The 17,366-nt window shown below is 43.1% G+C and carries 11 protein-coding genes and 1 riboswitch; of the genes, 1 reads left to right on the top strand and 10 read right to left on the bottom strand.

Annotated features, from left to right (window positions below):
• Positions 1–15: 15 nt before the first annotated feature.
• From F0227_RS15865 to mpl, 7 genes are all read right to left on the bottom strand, one after another.
• Positions 16–744, bottom strand: a complete 729-nt coding sequence (locus F0227_RS15865; protein ID WP_171754219.1) for a pseudouridine synthase — start codon at positions 742–744, stop codon at positions 16–18.
• Between the two features lie 74 nt (positions 745–818).
• On the bottom strand, positions 819–3,728 hold the full coding sequence (gene rapA, locus F0227_RS15860) for an RNA polymerase-associated protein RapA (protein WP_171754218.1): 2,910 nt from the start codon (positions 3,726–3,728) through the stop codon (positions 819–821).
• A 353-nt stretch (positions 3,729–4,081) separates the two neighbouring features.
• The gene (thiQ, locus tag F0227_RS15855; RefSeq protein WP_171754217.1) at positions 4,082–4,792 is read right to left on the bottom strand and encodes a thiamine ABC transporter ATP-binding protein; all 711 of its coding nucleotides are present in this window, start codon (positions 4,790–4,792) and stop codon (positions 4,082–4,084) included.
• Complete coding sequence (thiP, locus tag F0227_RS15850; RefSeq protein ID WP_171754216.1) at positions 4,792–6,369, bottom strand: thiamine/thiamine pyrophosphate ABC transporter permease ThiP; 1,578 nt, start codon at positions 6,367–6,369, stop codon at positions 4,792–4,794. Before thiP ends, thiQ begins: the two co-directional genes overlap by 1 nt.
• Before the next feature lie 401 nt (positions 6,370–6,770).
• The gene (gene thiB / locus F0227_RS15845; protein ID WP_171754215.1) at positions 6,771–7,754 is read right to left on the bottom strand and encodes a thiamine ABC transporter substrate binding subunit; all 984 of its coding nucleotides are present in this window, start codon (positions 7,752–7,754) and stop codon (positions 6,771–6,773) included.
• A 49-nt stretch (positions 7,755–7,803) separates the two neighbouring features.
• A riboswitch (TPP riboswitch) is annotated at positions 7,804–7,914 on the bottom strand.
• A gap of 129 nt (positions 7,915–8,043) precedes the next feature.
• Positions 8,044–8,661 (bottom strand): flavin prenyltransferase UbiX, encoded by a 618-nt coding sequence (locus F0227_RS15840; protein ID WP_171754214.1) that lies wholly within the window; start codon positions 8,659–8,661, stop codon positions 8,044–8,046.
• The gene (mpl, locus tag F0227_RS15835) at positions 8,658–10,028 is read right to left on the bottom strand and encodes a UDP-N-acetylmuramate:L-alanyl-gamma-D-glutamyl-meso-diaminopimelate ligase (protein WP_171754213.1); all 1,371 of its coding nucleotides are present in this window, start codon (positions 10,026–10,028) and stop codon (positions 8,658–8,660) included. Before mpl ends, F0227_RS15840 begins: the two co-directional genes overlap by 4 nt.
• Positions 10,029–10,327: 299 nt before the next feature.
• Here mpl and fbp point away from each other — a divergent pair, with 299 nt between their 5' ends.
• Positions 10,328–11,338: a class 1 fructose-bisphosphatase gene (gene fbp / locus F0227_RS15830; RefSeq protein ID WP_171754212.1), complete on the top strand. Its 1,011-nt coding sequence runs from the start codon at positions 10,328–10,330 to the stop codon at positions 11,336–11,338.
• A 102-nt stretch (positions 11,339–11,440) separates the two neighbouring features.
• Here the strand turns inward: fbp and F0227_RS15825 are convergent, their stop codons facing one another.
• From F0227_RS15825 to F0227_RS15815, 3 genes are read right to left on the bottom strand one after another with little or no spacing between them, the layout of a single operon-like run.
• Entirely contained in the window at positions 11,441–11,755 is a 315-nt protein-coding gene (locus F0227_RS15825) for a gamma-glutamylcyclotransferase family protein (protein ID WP_171754211.1), read from the bottom strand.
• A gap of 7 nt (positions 11,756–11,762) precedes the next feature.
• Entirely contained in the window at positions 11,763–15,557 is a 3,795-nt protein-coding gene (locus tag F0227_RS15820) for a translocation/assembly module TamB domain-containing protein (protein ID WP_171754210.1), read from the bottom strand.
• Positions 15,558–15,565: 8 nt separating this feature from the next.
• The gene (locus tag F0227_RS15815; protein WP_171754209.1) at positions 15,566–17,272 is read right to left on the bottom strand and encodes an autotransporter assembly complex family protein; all 1,707 of its coding nucleotides are present in this window, start codon (positions 17,270–17,272) and stop codon (positions 15,566–15,568) included.
• Between the last annotated feature and the right edge of the window lie 94 nt (positions 17,273–17,366).

The following is a 17,366-nucleotide window of genomic DNA, read 5'->3' as shown; positions in this document are numbered from 1 at the left end:
ACACAGTGAGTACAACTACACTTGTGCGAACTGTTTATAATCAGGCAGTGTTGCGGCAGAAGAAAAATGTTGCAACACTTCTGGTTTAGCTTGTTTGTAAAACTCACACTCGACAAACTGCACTGTTAACTGATCATTTTCCGGATGATAAAAACTCAACTCCGTAGAGTGTAACTGTAATCTTTCTGAATACTCCCTCGCCTCTTCATTGGCATAAAATTCATCACCAACGATAGGATAACCGAGCGCCATCATATGAACTCTTAGTTGATGCGAGCGTCCAGTAATGGGTAATAGACGAACCAAACTGGTCTCCCCCTCTCTGCGAACGACCTGATAGCGGGTTTGAGAAGGCTTACCATGCTCATAACACACTTTCTGTCTCGGTCTATTTGGCCAGTCACATATTAACGGAAGATCTATCAGTCCTTCGTCATTCTCTACCTCTCCCCATACACGGGCATAGTAGACTTTATGGGTTAGTCGATATTGAAACTGTTTTTTCAAATGACGTTCTGCATCTTTATTTAACGCCAACAGCATCAATCCTGAGGTCGCCATATCTAACCGATGAACCACTTGAATGTTAGGGAAATCAACCACCAGCCGACTCCATAAGCTGTCATAATGCTCTGCTAAACGCCCTGGTACAGAAAGTAATCCAGCGGGTTTACTAGCAACAAGAATTGCCTCATCTTGATAGCATATTTCAATCGGTGCGTCTGAAGGTTTGTAATCGATCATGGTAGAAAAAATTTCACTTTGTTCACAATAAAAAAGGGCCATCTCTATAGAAAGTGGCCCTAATAAAACAGACCCTAGTTATGGCTAACCACAATCACTCTCAATGAGTCCAACTGAATCTGCGCGTTATCAATGTAATCCGTCAACTGAGCAATTTGCTCATCAATGGCTTGTAGCTCTTCATCACGAATATTTGGATTCACCGCTTTTAGGGCTTGTAGACGCTCTAAATCGCCATTCAGTACTTGCATCATCTCTTGCTTAGCCGACTCTCTGACCGACTGGAGTTTAGCACCGATATGCTGTTCACCCGCGTCAATAAGCGTATGCAGATCATTTTGTACCGATGTCACTAACTTACTCGCAATATGTCGATTCACAGGGCTCAACTGACGGTTAAAGCTTTCAAATTCAACCTGTTCAGAAAGATCATTCCCCCGGCCATCAATCATTAAACGAATAGGTGTTCTAGGTAAGAATCGGTTGATCCCACTGCGCTTTGGTGCCTGAGCATCAACCGTGTATATCAGCTCCAGTAATAGCGTTCCAACAGGTAGCGCTTTATTTTTCAGTAACGACACCGCCGATGTCCCTACACCTTCGCTTAATAAAAGATCAATACCACCTTGAATCATTGGGTGTTCCCAACTGATAAAGTTCATATCTTCTCGAGATAGAGCGGTTTCACGATCAAAAGTGATCGTCGCACCATCATAAGGTAACCCGGGATAACTCGGTACCATCATATGCTCTGAAGGGGTCACGACTAATGCATTCTCTCCCTTGTCATCTTGATTTAATCCTATGGTATCAAATAGATTCAGTGCAAAGGTCACCAGTTGTGTGTCGCCATCTGTGGCCGATATTTTTTCAACAATCTGTTGTGCAGCATCACCACCGTTAGAGTGCATCTCTAATAGACGGTCTCTGCCCTGCTCCAACTGAGACTTCAACTGTTTATTCACTTTATTTGACTGTGTGATAACGTCATTCAATGCGTCATTGTCGCCGCTAGCCAGCATATCAATTAACGCATCAGAGAATTGATCATAAACCGCACGACCAGTTGGACACGTTTCGGAGAAGGCTTGTAACCCTTCTTCAAACCAACGAGCCAATATTCCCTGAGATGAACCTTGCAAGTAAGGGACATAAATGTCGATATCTCGCTGCTGACCAATTCTATCGAGTCGACCAATACGCTGCTCTAATAAGTCAGGGTTAAATGGAAGATCAAACATCACCAACTGATTTGCAAACTGGAAGTTACGCCCCTCTGAACCGATTTCTGAACAGATCAATAACTGAGCGCCACCCTCTTCTTGAGCAAAATAAGCAGCGGCTTTGTCCCGCTCTAAAATAGACATCCCTTCGTGGAACACTGTTGCTCTAATGCCTTCACGTTCACGCAACGCCTGCTCTAATTGCAATGCTGTTGCCGACCTAGAAGCAATCACCAAGATTTTTTCTGAACGTCTATTTTTTACTTTATCAATCAACCAATCGACACGAGAGTCAAACTGCCACCATGATGAGCTGCCACCTTCAAGCTCTTGGAAAATCTCTTCAGGGTAGAGCATTCTCATCGCTTTTGCTTCAACCGCTAAGTCCGCATCCAGCATCTTAAAAACACGCAAAGCTCGGCCATACTGTTCTGGCATCTCCATAGGTAACAAGTGCACGTTGCGCTTTGGAAAGCCTTTTATCGCCGATCGAGTATTACGGAATAGCACTCGCCCGGTTCCATGTCGATCCATTAGATTGTCGATTAGCTCAGAACGTGCTTTCAGTTTTTCATCTTCTTCAGCATCACTAGCAATAATTCGGAATAGCGGTTCAACATCCTGCTCCGATAGCAGTTCGCTAATTTGATTTTTTGCCCCATCAGGTAACAACTCACCACTAAACAAGGTACTTACCGCATCGGCAACCGGCTCATAGCTTTTCTCTTCTTCAACAAAAGCGTGATAGTCATAAAAACGGTCTGGATCAAGTAGGCGCAAACGGGCAAAGTGGCTTTCATGACCTAACTGCTCAGGGGTTGCTGTTAACAGCAGAACCGCCGGCGTTTTTGAGGCGATGCTTTCGACAACTTGATATTCACGGCTTGGATTTTCTAAGCTCCACTCAAGGTGGTGAGCTTCATCTACCACCAGTAGATCCCAATTGCCATCAACAATCTGTTCAAATCGACGTTGGTTTTTCGTTAAGAAATCCAAAGAGCACAATACATACTGTGCGGTATCAAATGGATTGGCGGCATCCGCAAGAGACTCAATACAGCGCTCTTCATCAAAAATGGAAAAATGAAGGTTAAATCGACGCATCATTTCCACTAACCACTGATGCTGCAATGTTTCAGGCACAACGATTAATACCCGCTCTGCCGCACCAGATAAGACCTGCTGATGGATAATCATTCCGGCTTCAATGGTTTTACCTAAGCCTACTTCATCAGCCAGTAACACTCGTGGCGCATAGCGGCGCCCAACTTCGTGAGCAATATACAGTTGATGAGGAATAAGCCCGGCACGCATACCGCATAAACCACGCATTGGGCTCTTATGCTGCTGATACTGATTGGTTAATGCGCTATAACGCAAAACAAAATTGTCCATACGGTCAATTTGTCCAGCAAACAGCTTATCTTGTGGCTTATTGAAACGAATTTGATTGCTCAAAAATATTTCTCTTAGCACCACCTCTTCTTCACCAGAATCTTGTCGTATTCCTGTGTAGGTTAGAAGCCCTTTCTCTTCAGCTACTTGCTCTATTTTTAACGACCAGCCTTCTTGACTATCGACAATATCACCTACGTGAAATATCACTCGGGTCACCGGTGCATCCTTCTGGGCATACACTCGATTTTCTTCAGATGCGGCAAACATAATCGTTACCGTACGAGCATCAAGCTCTACTACCGTTCCTAAGCCTAAATCACTCTCTGTGTCGCTTATCCAGCGCTGACCCAAAGCAAATGCCATAAAGTTGATTACCTCTTATTTCGTCATTCAGCCAATTAAATATCACCATGCTAGGGTCTACTGACCTAATAACAACTAAAATAGTCATGTTTGCATATAAAGCATAGTTTAATTGTAATCTTGTTTTAATCTTTCATCTCTCTTCGTAAAGGCTCAAAAAGACCATTGCTCAGAAAGGGCGGCAATAGTACTTGATGCGGCAATACAGGTCACGGAGAAAGGTGAGATTTCACCATTCTTTTTAACACTAGCGGCTAAAAGCACCTGCAAATAAAACGTGATTTAAATTTGCTCTTCAACACGCTTCATTTTCCGACTGCGCGAACGAATAAAGTGAATCATTGCTGATGCTGTTATGAGTGTCCACCAGCATGGACAAACTCATTGAGTAGCTCGTTATTATGATGATCCTGCAGTCTTGCTATTTTATCGCTCACCTGAACGTTACCTTGAGCTAAAAATACAAAATCTGAAGCAATTGAGAGCGCATCTGCTAGGTGGTGAGTCACCATTACAATGGTAATATCACGCTCTTTTGCCAGCTGTTTCACCAGTATTAGCATCTCTTCTCTTAATATAGGATCAAGAGCGGAAAAAGGTTCATCCAGTAACCAAACAGAATGGGGCTGAACAAAACAGCGAGCCAGAGCCACTCGTTGCTTCTGCCCACCAGATAACTGTTCTGGTTTTCTATCTAACAACTGTTCAAGCCCAACTTGTTGACTTGCCTCTAGCACTTGCTTCTGCTGTTGCGCTGACAGTTTTAATCCGGGATGAAGCCCTAACGCGATGTTCTCTCTTACGGTAAGGTGAGTAAAAAGATTATGTTCTTGAAACAGCATGGCAAAAGGACGTTGATGAGGCTCTTGAGCTAATATCGAATCACCATTCACTGTAATATCGCCTTTTTTCGGCAATATAAATCCTGCGATTAACGCCAGCAAGGTTGATTTTCCTGCACCACTTGGCCCCATCAATGCGGTAATGCTGCCTTTTTCAATAGAAGCATTAAATTGAAACAACTCTTGATGATACTGATAACTCACTTCATCAATATTTAGCATTAACTTCTCCTAAAAAAACGTTCTACCGCACTAAAACAACCTAGGCTTAGAATCAATAAACTCAAGGCAACAACCGCAGCCGCATCCATTTGATAGCTGCCTAATAACTGGAAAAGATATAAGGGCAACGTTTTGAACTCTTGGCTGCCAAATAGCGCAATAGCACTTAGATCCCCTACAGAGAACATAAAACTGATGGAAAAGGCATAAGCAATGGGCTTATGAAGCGCTCTCCACTCGAGTAAATAAAAGCGAGAAAACCCCTTCATTCCCAAACTTGCAGCCAATAGATGATACTGCTGGGCAAGATGCAGCATAGGCTGAGACAAGGTTTTAATCACATAAGGAAGCGCCATTAAACTGTTCACCACCACCACAATAATCGCTGCGTATTGAAATACATCTCCGAGGTAGCGTAGCAACAAAAACAATCCAACGCTGATCACTAAGCTGGGGGTCACCAGAATAATAGTCCCGACGAGCTCAATACCATCCGCGTGATGATGTTTGTTATTCATACGCCATGCTCGGCTGGTCATCAAAATAGCCATTCCGCTAGCCAAGGCTAGCACGGATGCCGCGAGTGCGATCAGTATTGAAGCGGTTAACGCTGACCAAAAATCACTGCTGGTTATGACGGTTACTAACTGTGAATTCATTCCGCTGATCACCACCATTATTAATGGTGGAATCACCAGTGTCACCGCGAACAGTATCCAAAATGCATCCCAACACTTAGCTTTAACATTATCTTTTGTTACCGCAATATTTCCGCCTGAGTGGCTAGAAACAAAGGTACTAGACTTGGCTAACCGCTGGATAGACAAGGACAATAAGGCGCACAACAGCATCTGCCAGATCGCTAAAATAGCGCCAGCTTGCAGATCAAAATCAAATTTAATGGCCTGATAAATGGCCAACTCAATGGTGGTCGATTTAGGCCCACCACCTAGCGCCATCACGGTAGCGAAACTGGTAAAGCACAACATAAACACTAAGCCACAGACATGAGGAAGTTGTTGTCTTAGTCTTGGCCATTCAACCCATCTAAATTTGTACCAGTGGCTCATACCTAAATGCGCACACAGTTTATGCTGCTCCTCTGGGATAGATGCTAAAGAATGATATAAAAGACGACTAGCATAAGGAAGATTGAAGAATAGATGAGCAAGTAAAATGCCGTTTAAACCATAAATAGAAAATGGCAACTTACTATCAAACCAAACAAACAGTTCTGCCAATAAACCGCTATTACCATAAATAGCCAGCAGTCCAAACACCCCCACCAACACAGGCAAAACCAATGTAGTAGAGAACACTTTAAGCAAGATGGATTTACCGTAAAAATTCCGCCGAGAGAGGGAGTGAGCAACAGGAACAGCCAAGCCAACACTCAATAAAGTTGAGAGAAAAGCTTGGTAAAAGCTAAATACCGTGACATGGCGATAATAACTGTCTTGCCAAAAACCAGACACCTGAATGTCTGGAGTATAAAACAGCAGTGCGCTTAATGCGGAAAGCACAAAGGTTAAAATGATGATGGCAACAGCGACACCCAGCTTAGGAGTTTTCTGCATAGCAACTTATATCAACGACATTAATTATCTTGTAAAAATACATTCTGTTCCGGAAAACACCTAAGTACGGTACTACTTACCTCAATTCGAAATACGCTAAGCCTCTCGTTAGCACTTTTTAGCGTCTAGGCCCATGACGATACAGGCGGTTCTAATTTTTTATCTCGAACTGAGGTTTTTTAAAGCCATCACTAGAGTCTGTTGACTTTTCAAGTACAAATGTTGTTCAGTCTAAAAGCGTTTTGAGCAAGGCATGAGGAGAGTAGCATAGTTATTCTATGCCAACGACTCATAGCACAGCTCAAGGCGCTTTTAGATGAACCCTTCGGGCAGCATTTGTTGTCATTTTCTACTGCGTTATCGCCTGATTGCGTAGTTGACTACACGGCACTAGGCTTACATTACTTCGTTAATGCGCTCTGCCATTCACGAATCCACGGTTTACGCATCTTTTCTACCTGTTGTGGTGTAAATGTAAGAGCTTGTTTTGGTACCGTTAGTGATTCAAACCCGTCTGGTAATGCCACATTCGTCACTGGATACATCCAGTTACCCGTAGGCATTACCGTTTGAAACTCATCTGACAAAATGAAGGCCATAAACTCATCGGCCAATGCTGTGTTTTTGCTGCTTTTCACTTTAGCCGCAACTTCTACTTGCATGTAGTGACCTTCGGCAAAATCTGCAGCCTTATATTTGCTTTCATTTTCTGCAATAAGGTGATAGGCCGGTGATGTGGTATATGAGAGCACCATGTCGGACTCACCTTTCAAAAACATAGAGTAAGCTTCAGACCAACCTTTGGTGACTGTGACTGTCTTAGCAGATAGCTTAGTCCAAGCTTCTGAGGCTTTATCGCCATATACAGATTTCATCCATAGCATTAAACCTTGTCCGGGAGTCGATGTTCTTGGATCTTGGTAGATCACTTTTAACTCGTCATCTCTTTCAACCAACTCTTTTAAACTTTTTGGCGGGTTAGTTAATGTCTCTTTGTTATAAACAAAAGCGAAATAACCGAAATCGAATGGTACGAAAGTTTGATCAGACCAACCATTTGGTAATGTGATGTTCGATGTATCTACATTGTGTTGCTCAAGCAAGCCCGTATTGGTCGCTTCTGCCATTAAATTGGTGTCCAAACCAACAATAACATCCGCCTTGCTATTCTTTCCTTCTAATCGCAGACGATTAAGGATTGAAACACCATCATCTAAGGCGACAAACTGTAAATCACAACCACACTTTTCTTCAAACGCTTTTTCAATTTTCGGGCCAGGACCCCAATCAGAAGCAAATGAGTCGTAGGTATATACAGTTAAGGTTTGTTCTGCGGAGGCAGAAAACGATAGGGCTAGTGCAAGTGCGGAAATAGTATATTTCACTGGACGCTCTCCTTGTTATGAGCGGCACAGGGTTGAGTGAGGATAAACACAAACATCCTGCCTCAATTCCTACGCCAGTATTATCTGGTTCAGGTGTTCGGGTTCTAATTGCTTAATCTCAGCCACAAAAATTCTTTTTGCAGCACCCCGTTGAGTCAGAAAGATTGTAATCGGAATTGACGTCAGTAGCTATTGTTTACTGTGAAAACATCGCTAGCGATAATAACTGATACGATGATGAAATAGAGTTAACTCTGAAAAAACGCCTTTCATGGTTGATCGAATCCACTTACCTTTGATCGTATCCCCAGCGAGGAACCAGTCCTTGCTCCACACCTAAATGGTCTAGAATTCTGGCCACCATAAAATCCACCAAGTCATCAATGGTTTTAGGCTGATGATAAAAACCAGGAGCGGCGGGCATAATAGTGACTCCCATCTGAGACAGCTTATGCATGTTTTCTAGGTGTAGTGTTGAAAATGGCGTTTCTCGCACAACCAATAACAACTGACCTCGCTCTTTAAGCACCACATCTGCTGCTCTTTCGATCAAGTTATCAGACATACCGTGAGCAATGGATGCCACACTACCTGCTGAGCAAGGGCAAACAACCATCTGTTTCGGTGCTGCACTCCCCGATGCAACCGGTGAAAACCACTCTTCTTTCCCACAAACAACAAGTTTCTCGGCATCACAAGACAGATGCTCAAGCAAAACATCTTTTGCCGCTTCAGGTGAAGCTGGCAACTTTAAGTTGTGCTCCGTCGCCATCACAACTCTGGCCGCCGATGAGATAAGTAAAAACACTTTATAGTCAGCCGCAAGCAAACACTCTAGTAGCCTCAATCCATAAGGCGCACCCGACGCACCGGTAAATGCCAGCGTGATGCATTTTTCTTTACTCATTGTAGGTTCGCCTTTTTATCTGCAAGTTTTGCTAACAACTTGTCATGAATGCCTTCAAAGCCGCCGTTACTCATGACTAGAATTTGATCCCCGCACTGAGCTTGTGAGACGATCTGTTCAACCAACTCATCAACACTAGCACCAACAGAAGTTGGCTGAGTACAATGTTGTGCCACCTCATCAACAGACCAAGAAAGCGTTTCTGGCTGGAAAAGGTAAACAGAGTCTGCCTTTGCTAACGAGTTAGCTAACGCCTCTTTATGAACACCCATTTTCATGGTTGCTGATCGTGGCTCAAGCACCGCAATAATATTTGCTGATGGCTTGTTATTTCTTAGGCCATCTAAAGTCAGCGCTATAGCGGTAGGATGATGAGCAAAATCATCGTACACAGAAACATCGCCAATCACCCCTTTTAACTCTAAACGACGCTTAGTATTAATAAATTTGCCAAGGGATTCACAGGCGAGATCAGGCGTGACTCCCACATGTCGAGCCGCAGATATCGCCATAAGAGCATTGCTAACATTATGGTCACCAACCAAGTCCCAATGAACTTCACCAACTTGTTCACCATTGAACAGCACCTTAAACTGGCGACCATCTTTAGTGATTTTCTCTACATTCCATTCAACATCATTACCCGAGAACTCAAGCTCACTCCAACAACCACGTTGTAAAACATCCTGCAACGCCTCATCTTGCTTCGGTGATAAAATACGACCATTACCCGGAACCGTTCGTACCAAATGATGAAATTGTTTTTTAATCGCTTCCAGATCATCAAAAATGTCAGCATGATCAAACTCAAGGTTGTTCATGACGAGTGTTCTAGGGTGGTAGTGAACAAACTTAGAACGCTTGTCGAAAAAAGCACTGTCATACTCATCAGCTTCAACAACAAAAAACATGCTGTCTCCAAGACGAGCCGATACTCCAAAGTTCCCTAATACCCCGCCAACCAAGAAACCAGGCGCGTATCCACAATCCTCTAGAATCCATGACAGCATACTAGAAGTGGTTGTTTTTCCATGAGTTCCTGACACCGCAAGGACCCATCGGTCGTGCAATAAAAACTCCTGAAGCCACTGAGGTCCAGAGGTATATTTTAGGTTTTTGTTAAGAACATATTCAACACAAGGGTTGCCACGACTCATGGCATTACCAATGACAACCAAATCTGGAGCAGGCTCTAACTGCTTGGGATCAAAGCCTTCAATAATCTCTATTCCTTGGGATTCGAGTAAAGTGCTCATCGGAGGGTAAACATTCGCGTCACACCCCGTCACTTTATGCCCAAGTTGACGAGCAAGCACAGCTGCGCCTCCCATAAACGTGCCGCAGATACCCAATATATGAATGTGCATTAAAAACAGTTCCTAACTAAAATGATTGAAAACGTGATCTAATCGACGTCAATGCGTAATGCTCTACCTTCGTTTCAATTTAAATGTGATAGGTCACTAAAACAAATTGAATATCAGGGAGTTACTTCATTACTCTTAATAAGTTTAATGTCATACAATTCGTTATTATTCAACCTAATTAGATCTATTCGCTTAACTTATCATCAGGTTGGATAAGGTTACTCTGAAACTATAATAACGAACATATGTACATTGTAACCAAAACTCCCCCAAATAATCAGCAACGTTAAGGATATAACATGTCTGAATTTCGCACTCTTGGCGAATATATTGTAGAAAAACAGCACGACTTTCCACACGCAAGTGGTGAGTTATCTTCTCTTTTGGCTTCCATTCGTCTAGCCGCAAAAATTGTAAACCGTGAAATCAATAAAGCGGGTCTTGTTGATATTACTGGTGCAGTTGGCAGCGAAAACATTCAAGGTGAAGAACAGCAAAAGCTCGACCTCTACGCTAATGACAAATTTAAAGCAGCACTTGAAGCCCGAGATCAAGTATGTGGCGTTGCCAGTGAAGAAGAAGATGAAGCCGTCGCGTTTAATAAAGAACTGAACCAAAACGCAAAGTATGTGGTATTGATGGATCCATTAGATGGTTCCTCCAATATTGATGTTAACGTTTCGGTAGGGACCATCTTCTCTATCTACAGACGTGTTTCTTCAGTAGGCACACCGCCAACAGAAGAAGACTTCCTGCAACCAGGTGATAAACAAGTCGCTGCCGGATATGTCATCTACGGTTCATCAACAATGCTTGTATACACCACCGGGAACGGTGTTCACGGCTTTACTTACGACCCATCCATTGGTTCATTTTGCCTATCTCATGAAAATATGATGATCCCTGACGATGGAAAAATTTACTCCATCAACGAAGGTAACTATATTCGTTTCCCGATGGGAGTTAAAAAGTACATAAAATATTGTCAGGAAAGTGTGCCTGAAGATAACCGACCATACACGTCTCGTTATATTGGTTCTCTTGTGGCAGATTTCCACCGAAACTTACTTAAAGGCGGTATCTATCTCTATCCAAGTACAGAGAGTCACCCTAAAGGTAAATTGCGCCTATTGTACGAATGTAACCCAATGGCATTCTTAATAGAGCAAGCAGGTGGTATTGCCTCTGATGGCAAAAATAGGATTATGGAGCTCAAGCCTACTGAGCTGCATGAACGCGTTCCGTTCTTTGTCGGCAGCACAGATATGGTTCGTAAAGTAGAAGAGTTTATTGAAAACAACCCTGAATAGTCTCTTTCAATAATAAAAACCTGCACTCATGACTGTGCAGGTTTTTTTATTTTCATACAACGAAGGGCCAAAGCCATCTCGCCATATTGACGGCAGCAGAGATTAGCTATGAATCACATCTGTTAAAATTTTTATATAAACCCACGCTAAGCCGTATGGTGTTTCTATCGACTCACGATGAAAATCAACAGAAACATCCTCTAAAACATCCAGCTTAGATAACACTTCATCATCAATTCTATAGATTTCTCCCTCAATTCGGTTACTGCCATGGGCCAAACCCGGGTAGTCATCATGATCATAAAGTTGATAATTTGGTTCCGTTTCAAATAGCCCCAAATACTCGCATGAAGAGAGTAAGTGATGATTACAACCACCATCTCTTAATGTGCCGTAAACAAAAATTAGATGCTGCATCCTAGCCTCAATCAAATTCAAATTGGTATAAAAGGTCCACTGCGCCATTCACCCCAGAAACGGCTTCTAAATAAAGATCTTTCACTAACTGGTAACGAACGGTAAATTCCCCAAACGAATCAAAGATACCCACACCATATTGCACTTGTAGCTTAGGTGTCAGATAACCACTTACCGTGACTTGAGAATCATCTCCCGATCCCGCTGTATCTAATTGTAGGTCAGAAACTCCAAATGCTTCGCCTAGTTTTCCTACCACTCTACCGCTTTTCGCCAAACTCAAGCTTATGAGTGCCGTCGTCATGGCATTACCACCTGATTTGGCATCAATATTCTGTCCGCGAAGAAGATAGGATAAGGCGTTTGCCTGCGGCATTGCCGGCTCAGAAAAAATCGTAGTTACCGGTTCATTTACCGGCCCTGTGACTTGAATACCAGCAATAACATCATCTTGTGTATTATCTGGATTACGAATCGCCTTCACCGCCAAATAGGGCTGATCGACCGGGCCATTCATCAAGATCTTACCTTCCTTGATAATCAAGTCTTGTCCAAAGGATGAATATTGGCCGTTCTTGATTTCTATCTCTCCAACAACATATGGGCCTTTATCTTTTTGCGCCACATTGAGTTGACCGTTTAAGTTGCCCGTTAAACCAAATGCCGACAATCGGAAATCATCACCAACATGAATGTTGACGTTGGTCTCCAACGCCATTGGCAATTCTCTGCTCTGCGGTTGAGGTTTATAATCTTCATTTAACATGATCTCATCGCTAGAGACACCGATGGCACTTGGCGGAAGTTCTGCAACACTTATTCTTCCCCAAGGTAAGTAAACATCCCCTTCAATTTTTGCCAACGTTGGTGTTAACGATATCTGCATATTTGGGCTTACTTTCGCCTTAATCATAGGCGGCACTTCAACCTTTAACTCTTCTGCGTGCACTTTGAGGTTACTGCTCCATGCACTGAGATCTTTCCAGTTTGCATCACCATTGACTTCCAAAACGCCATCTTTACTGTTAATCGCCGCATCCAGCAGAGCTTGGTATCCATTAAACTGTACGGTTAACTCTCCCTTCTCAACCTGAATGGGTGTTATGTCTCCCAGCATGACCATTTCATCGATCACAAGTTGACCATTAACATTGGGGTGTTTTATCGGCCCTGACACCTTAATATCGGAGTTAATTAATGCCTCTATACGGCCATATTCACCGGCGATTGGTTTTAACATGTCTAAGTTTATATTTTTTAGCACTAAGGCAGCATTAAGCTCCTGCTTCTGCTGCTTTTGCAAAACATCATCAATCACAAGTTGACCAGAAATATCACCATTGTCCGTTAAGTTAATTCGCCACTCTCCTGATAATTTGTCATCAACTAACCGCGCATCAAATGCCATATCTTGCCAGCCAACGGTAACTGGCTGGTCAATGGTTTGAATCAACTTCCCTTTTGGTAACTGAACAGAGACATCAACTTTAGGTTTACTGCCTGCTCCCCAACGAACCAAGCTCTTCAAATTGACTTCACCAAATAGCTGAGTCTGCTTAGGGATAAATTTCTCAATCTGTTTAAAACTAAAGTGGTTAACTTCAATATTGGCAACCCCCGACTTTCCAGCTGTAAGGTCTTCCGTTAAACAGATATCAGAGTCAGCTTGGAGCCAGCAATGCGCCTGTACGTGAGCGATCTGTTCTTCGACTAAGAAACGAATATCAACTTTCTTATCTAATTGCCAAACACCTTGCTCTGTGGAGAGTTGGCCTTTATTTAATGCCCCTTTCCATTCCAGTTTAGGCTCTTTAGTCACTCCACCATTAACCTGTAAAGAGGTCGTTAATAGATCCGAGTTCACGGCCAACTTCAAGCTGTGCTTCGCTTCTGTTCCCGCTAACTGTACGTCCACTGACTGAATATCTTGATCTTGAATACGCGCTTTTTTAACAAATAGCTGTAACTTGCCTTTGGGAGAGGGGAGCGGAGACAAGTCAGCAGACAGGGTCAGTTTTGAGGCTTGCAACTCATTTTTTACATCAAGTCGATTTGCCGCTAAATCGGCCACTATTTTCGGTTGTGCGAGCTCACCACGCAGTGACAAAGATCCTTTAATGTTGCCTTTCACATCAGCGATGCTTTTACTCAACTGTGGAAACTCAATACGCGTATCCAGATTCCACTCTTTATCAACTTGCCCCATCACTGTTATTCCATTGGGGCCATGTTTGACATTCAACCCTTCGGTCACCAACGAGATATCACCTTTCCCTTGGGGATCTTTCGCGTGTAAGTTGCCTTGCACATTAAGTGGATAGCCTCTAATCACCCCTTCAATATCTAAGGTAGGCAAGTCAACCTGCCAGCCACCACTGGCCAGAAGCTCACCTGAATTCACCAGTGAACCAGACAGTGAGCCTTCTGCTTGAGGCCATTGTAATCCGGGTTGAATATTGTCTAACTCAAGATTCGCGTGCCAATTAATCGGTGACTGCCAATTCGCCATCACTTGACCAGATACGCTTCCACCCAATGTTTGCATCAGCAAACTGGATAACTCTATCTGCGTTAAATCTCCTTTCCCAGCAAGAGATACCGCGACATTGGGAATAGCGTTTCCTGCCACTGACGTCTCTAAATTAAGCTGATAACCAGACAAGGAACCACTGCCTTTAAACTCAGAGATATCAACTTGATAATCAGAGTCTCCTTGCAGAGGCCATTGTAATTTTCCTTCGGTTAATAATAGAGAGAATGGCAAGTCAGAGTTTAAAGGCTGTAGCTCTCCGCTAAGCTTTGCGGCAGCAACACCTGACAACACGCTACTAAATGTTAAGTTAGTTAAGCTTCCAGACGTAGAAAGTGCGATATTCTGACCATTTAGAGGCGGTTGCTTAACCTTTACTTCTGCTTGTAAATTCAGTGGGTATTCTTGTCCCAGAGTAACATCGGTTTTAACAGATAGATCAACCTGCTCGGTATTCAGTCGCAGATCTGAAATATTTACCTTCTGGCCAACCGCATGAGCCGAAATAGAAAACTGTGAAACAACAAAAGGCGACGCTCCCTTTAAAGTAAAGTCAACCACGTCAAACTGTTGTAGATCCACTTCCAGTGGAATGGTTACCTCCGGCAATACCATGTTGGACGGCGCTTTATCTTCTACAGCAGTTTTTTCATTTGCTGTAACGTCTTTGGCAATTGCCTCATCTTTTCCCGCATCATCATTTGTGGTCGCTAACTGCACATCAATGGTTTGTAGCTTAGTGGGAAAAAGGGTTAAAGTGCCTCCTTGCATAGTCAATGAGGAAGTAAACTGTTGCCAGTTCACTTTATTACCGAGGATATCTAACGATATCGCTTCAAGCTCAATATTATTAAGTCGAATATCGACAGGAGTGGTGATTTCTGTCACTGGAGGAGTTTGAGAAACGTCATTTTCATTACTGGCAGTAGAGGCCGGCAAGGTGGGCAAAAGTAAAGTTAGCCCTTTAATTTTTAGCTGTTTCACACAAATTGAAGGCTGCAATAAACACTGGGCATCGATGGCAAGCGTCACTTCTTCACTATCTAATTGCAGTTGTAGTGCAGAATCATGGTAAGAGAGATTTTGAAGTGTAAATGAGGGAAATAGTGCGCCAGTTGCATTAGCCACTTTTAGCTGTGGTAACGCCTTTTCCGCTCCCCACAATACCGTTTTTAATCCAACATGGGTAAACAGCGCTGCAGCGACCATTGATACTACAAGCAAGAGCAAAACAAGAAGCGAAATCAGGCTTCTTTTTAACCATTTAATCATCGCAACACTCATAGCTCAGGCCCCAAAGTGAAGTGAATTTTAAACTCTTCTCCTGGTTCTTCATCCAGTCCCCAAGCAAAATCAAGTCTCACCGGCCCAACAGGAGAAGCCCAACGCACCCCTAAACCAGTACCGGTTTTCATTTTTGCCGTGTCATTCCATGCGTCGCCATAATCAACAAACGTTGCCAACCACCAGTCACTCACCCATCGATATTGGTACTCTAACGTGCTGGTTGCCATATATTTCGCACCAATTAACGCATTGGTTTCATCTCGTGGAGAGATGGATTCATAATCGTAACCTCTGAGATTATTGTCACCACCAGCAAAGAAACGAATGGACGGCGGAGCATCTTTAATATCATCCATTATGTTAGCTGATACTTCCAACCTAGCTAAACCTCGATGGTTTTGACCGAGACTTCTAATCCACGCGGTTTTGCCAAGTATTCTAGTGATACGAGCTCTAGAAGTGAGGTTTTCGTCAGAGTATTCTAGCGCAATAGACTGCTTATCTCCTCGCAAAGGCATAGCGCCGCCAGACGTGGTTGCTTTGGAAAAAGAGATGCCCGGTAGCAGCATGGTTAACTCGTCATCCTGTGCGCCTTGCTTAAAATCTTCATGAAGATAACGAACATACAGGTTGCGATGCCAACCCGACTCTAGCTGCCAATGCCGTTCAACCACCGTTGACGCTTTTAAGCTTTCAGTATCCTGCTTATTTTCATAGTTCATACCGTACTGAAAACGGTAGTACTCGTTCATTACATCTTCAAGAGGGATCTCATAACCCACAATAATGGTCTGCTCGGGTACTGAAAGAGAGAGACTAGAGTCAAAACTGTGGCCTCGGCTATTCACCCACGGCTTCTTCCATTTGAGCGTACCTTTGGGTCCTACATCTGTAGAGTAGCCTAAACCAGTTTCAATCTGATTCTTTGATTGCGGAGCTAAGTTTACCAACATAGGTAACTCATCTCCCTCATTTACCTTGCTTATATCCGGTTGCACGTATACTGATGAAAACCAATCCGTGTTTGATAGACGCTGGTTAAACACCCCGACGGTGGAGGCGAGGTAAAAATCCCCTTTTTCATAAGGAAGCAAAGAAGTGACTTTATCATCGTCTATTTGACTTCCGGTTATGAGCGTATCGCCAAACCGATAGCGGACACCACTGTCAAAATGTATAAAAATAAACGCCTGCTGTTTCTCTGCGGCAACGGCAATAACTGTTTTACTAAAATCTCCATTAAAATAGCCTTTCGACAAGGCTAAATTTCTAATACTCGATTTAAGCGCATCGTATTTGCTGTGGTTTAATATTGCCCCTTTCTCTAGCCCTGAGTTTGCAACTAATGCCAAGAAATCCTTGTCATCACTCGCGGCGCCAAGTAACTGAATATCAGACTTCTCTATCAGTACTGGAGGCCCAGGTTCTATCTCCACCGTGAGCGATGTTTGATCGTCTGCAATAACAAAATGAATGCTAGGTTGATAATAACCGAGCGCTTTCAAGGCCGTTGAAATGCTCTCTTTAAGTCGCGATTGAAAACGCAATGATGTGGAGTAGTCTTCTTCAGAAATAGCAGAAACATATGCATCAACATTTGCTTTAAGTTCGCCATCAAGACCATTGATAGTGAGTGATACATTTGCCCATGTACAAGAAGCAAACAAACCACAAACCAAAAAAATACATTTTTTAATCATGCGTAACCGTCAAAAAAACACGTTTTGAAAAAGAAGATATCACTCAATGTCCCTAGCTTTTAACTATTGAAGCCTCTAACCGTTGCTTTAGGTT

This window comes from Vibrio sp. 99-8-1 (assembly GCF_013114595.1).
Lineage (GTDB): Bacteria > Pseudomonadota > Gammaproteobacteria > Enterobacterales > Vibrionaceae > Vibrio.
The sequence above is the reverse complement of the archived record's forward strand: the minus strand, read 5'-3'. Positions and strand labels throughout refer to the sequence as shown.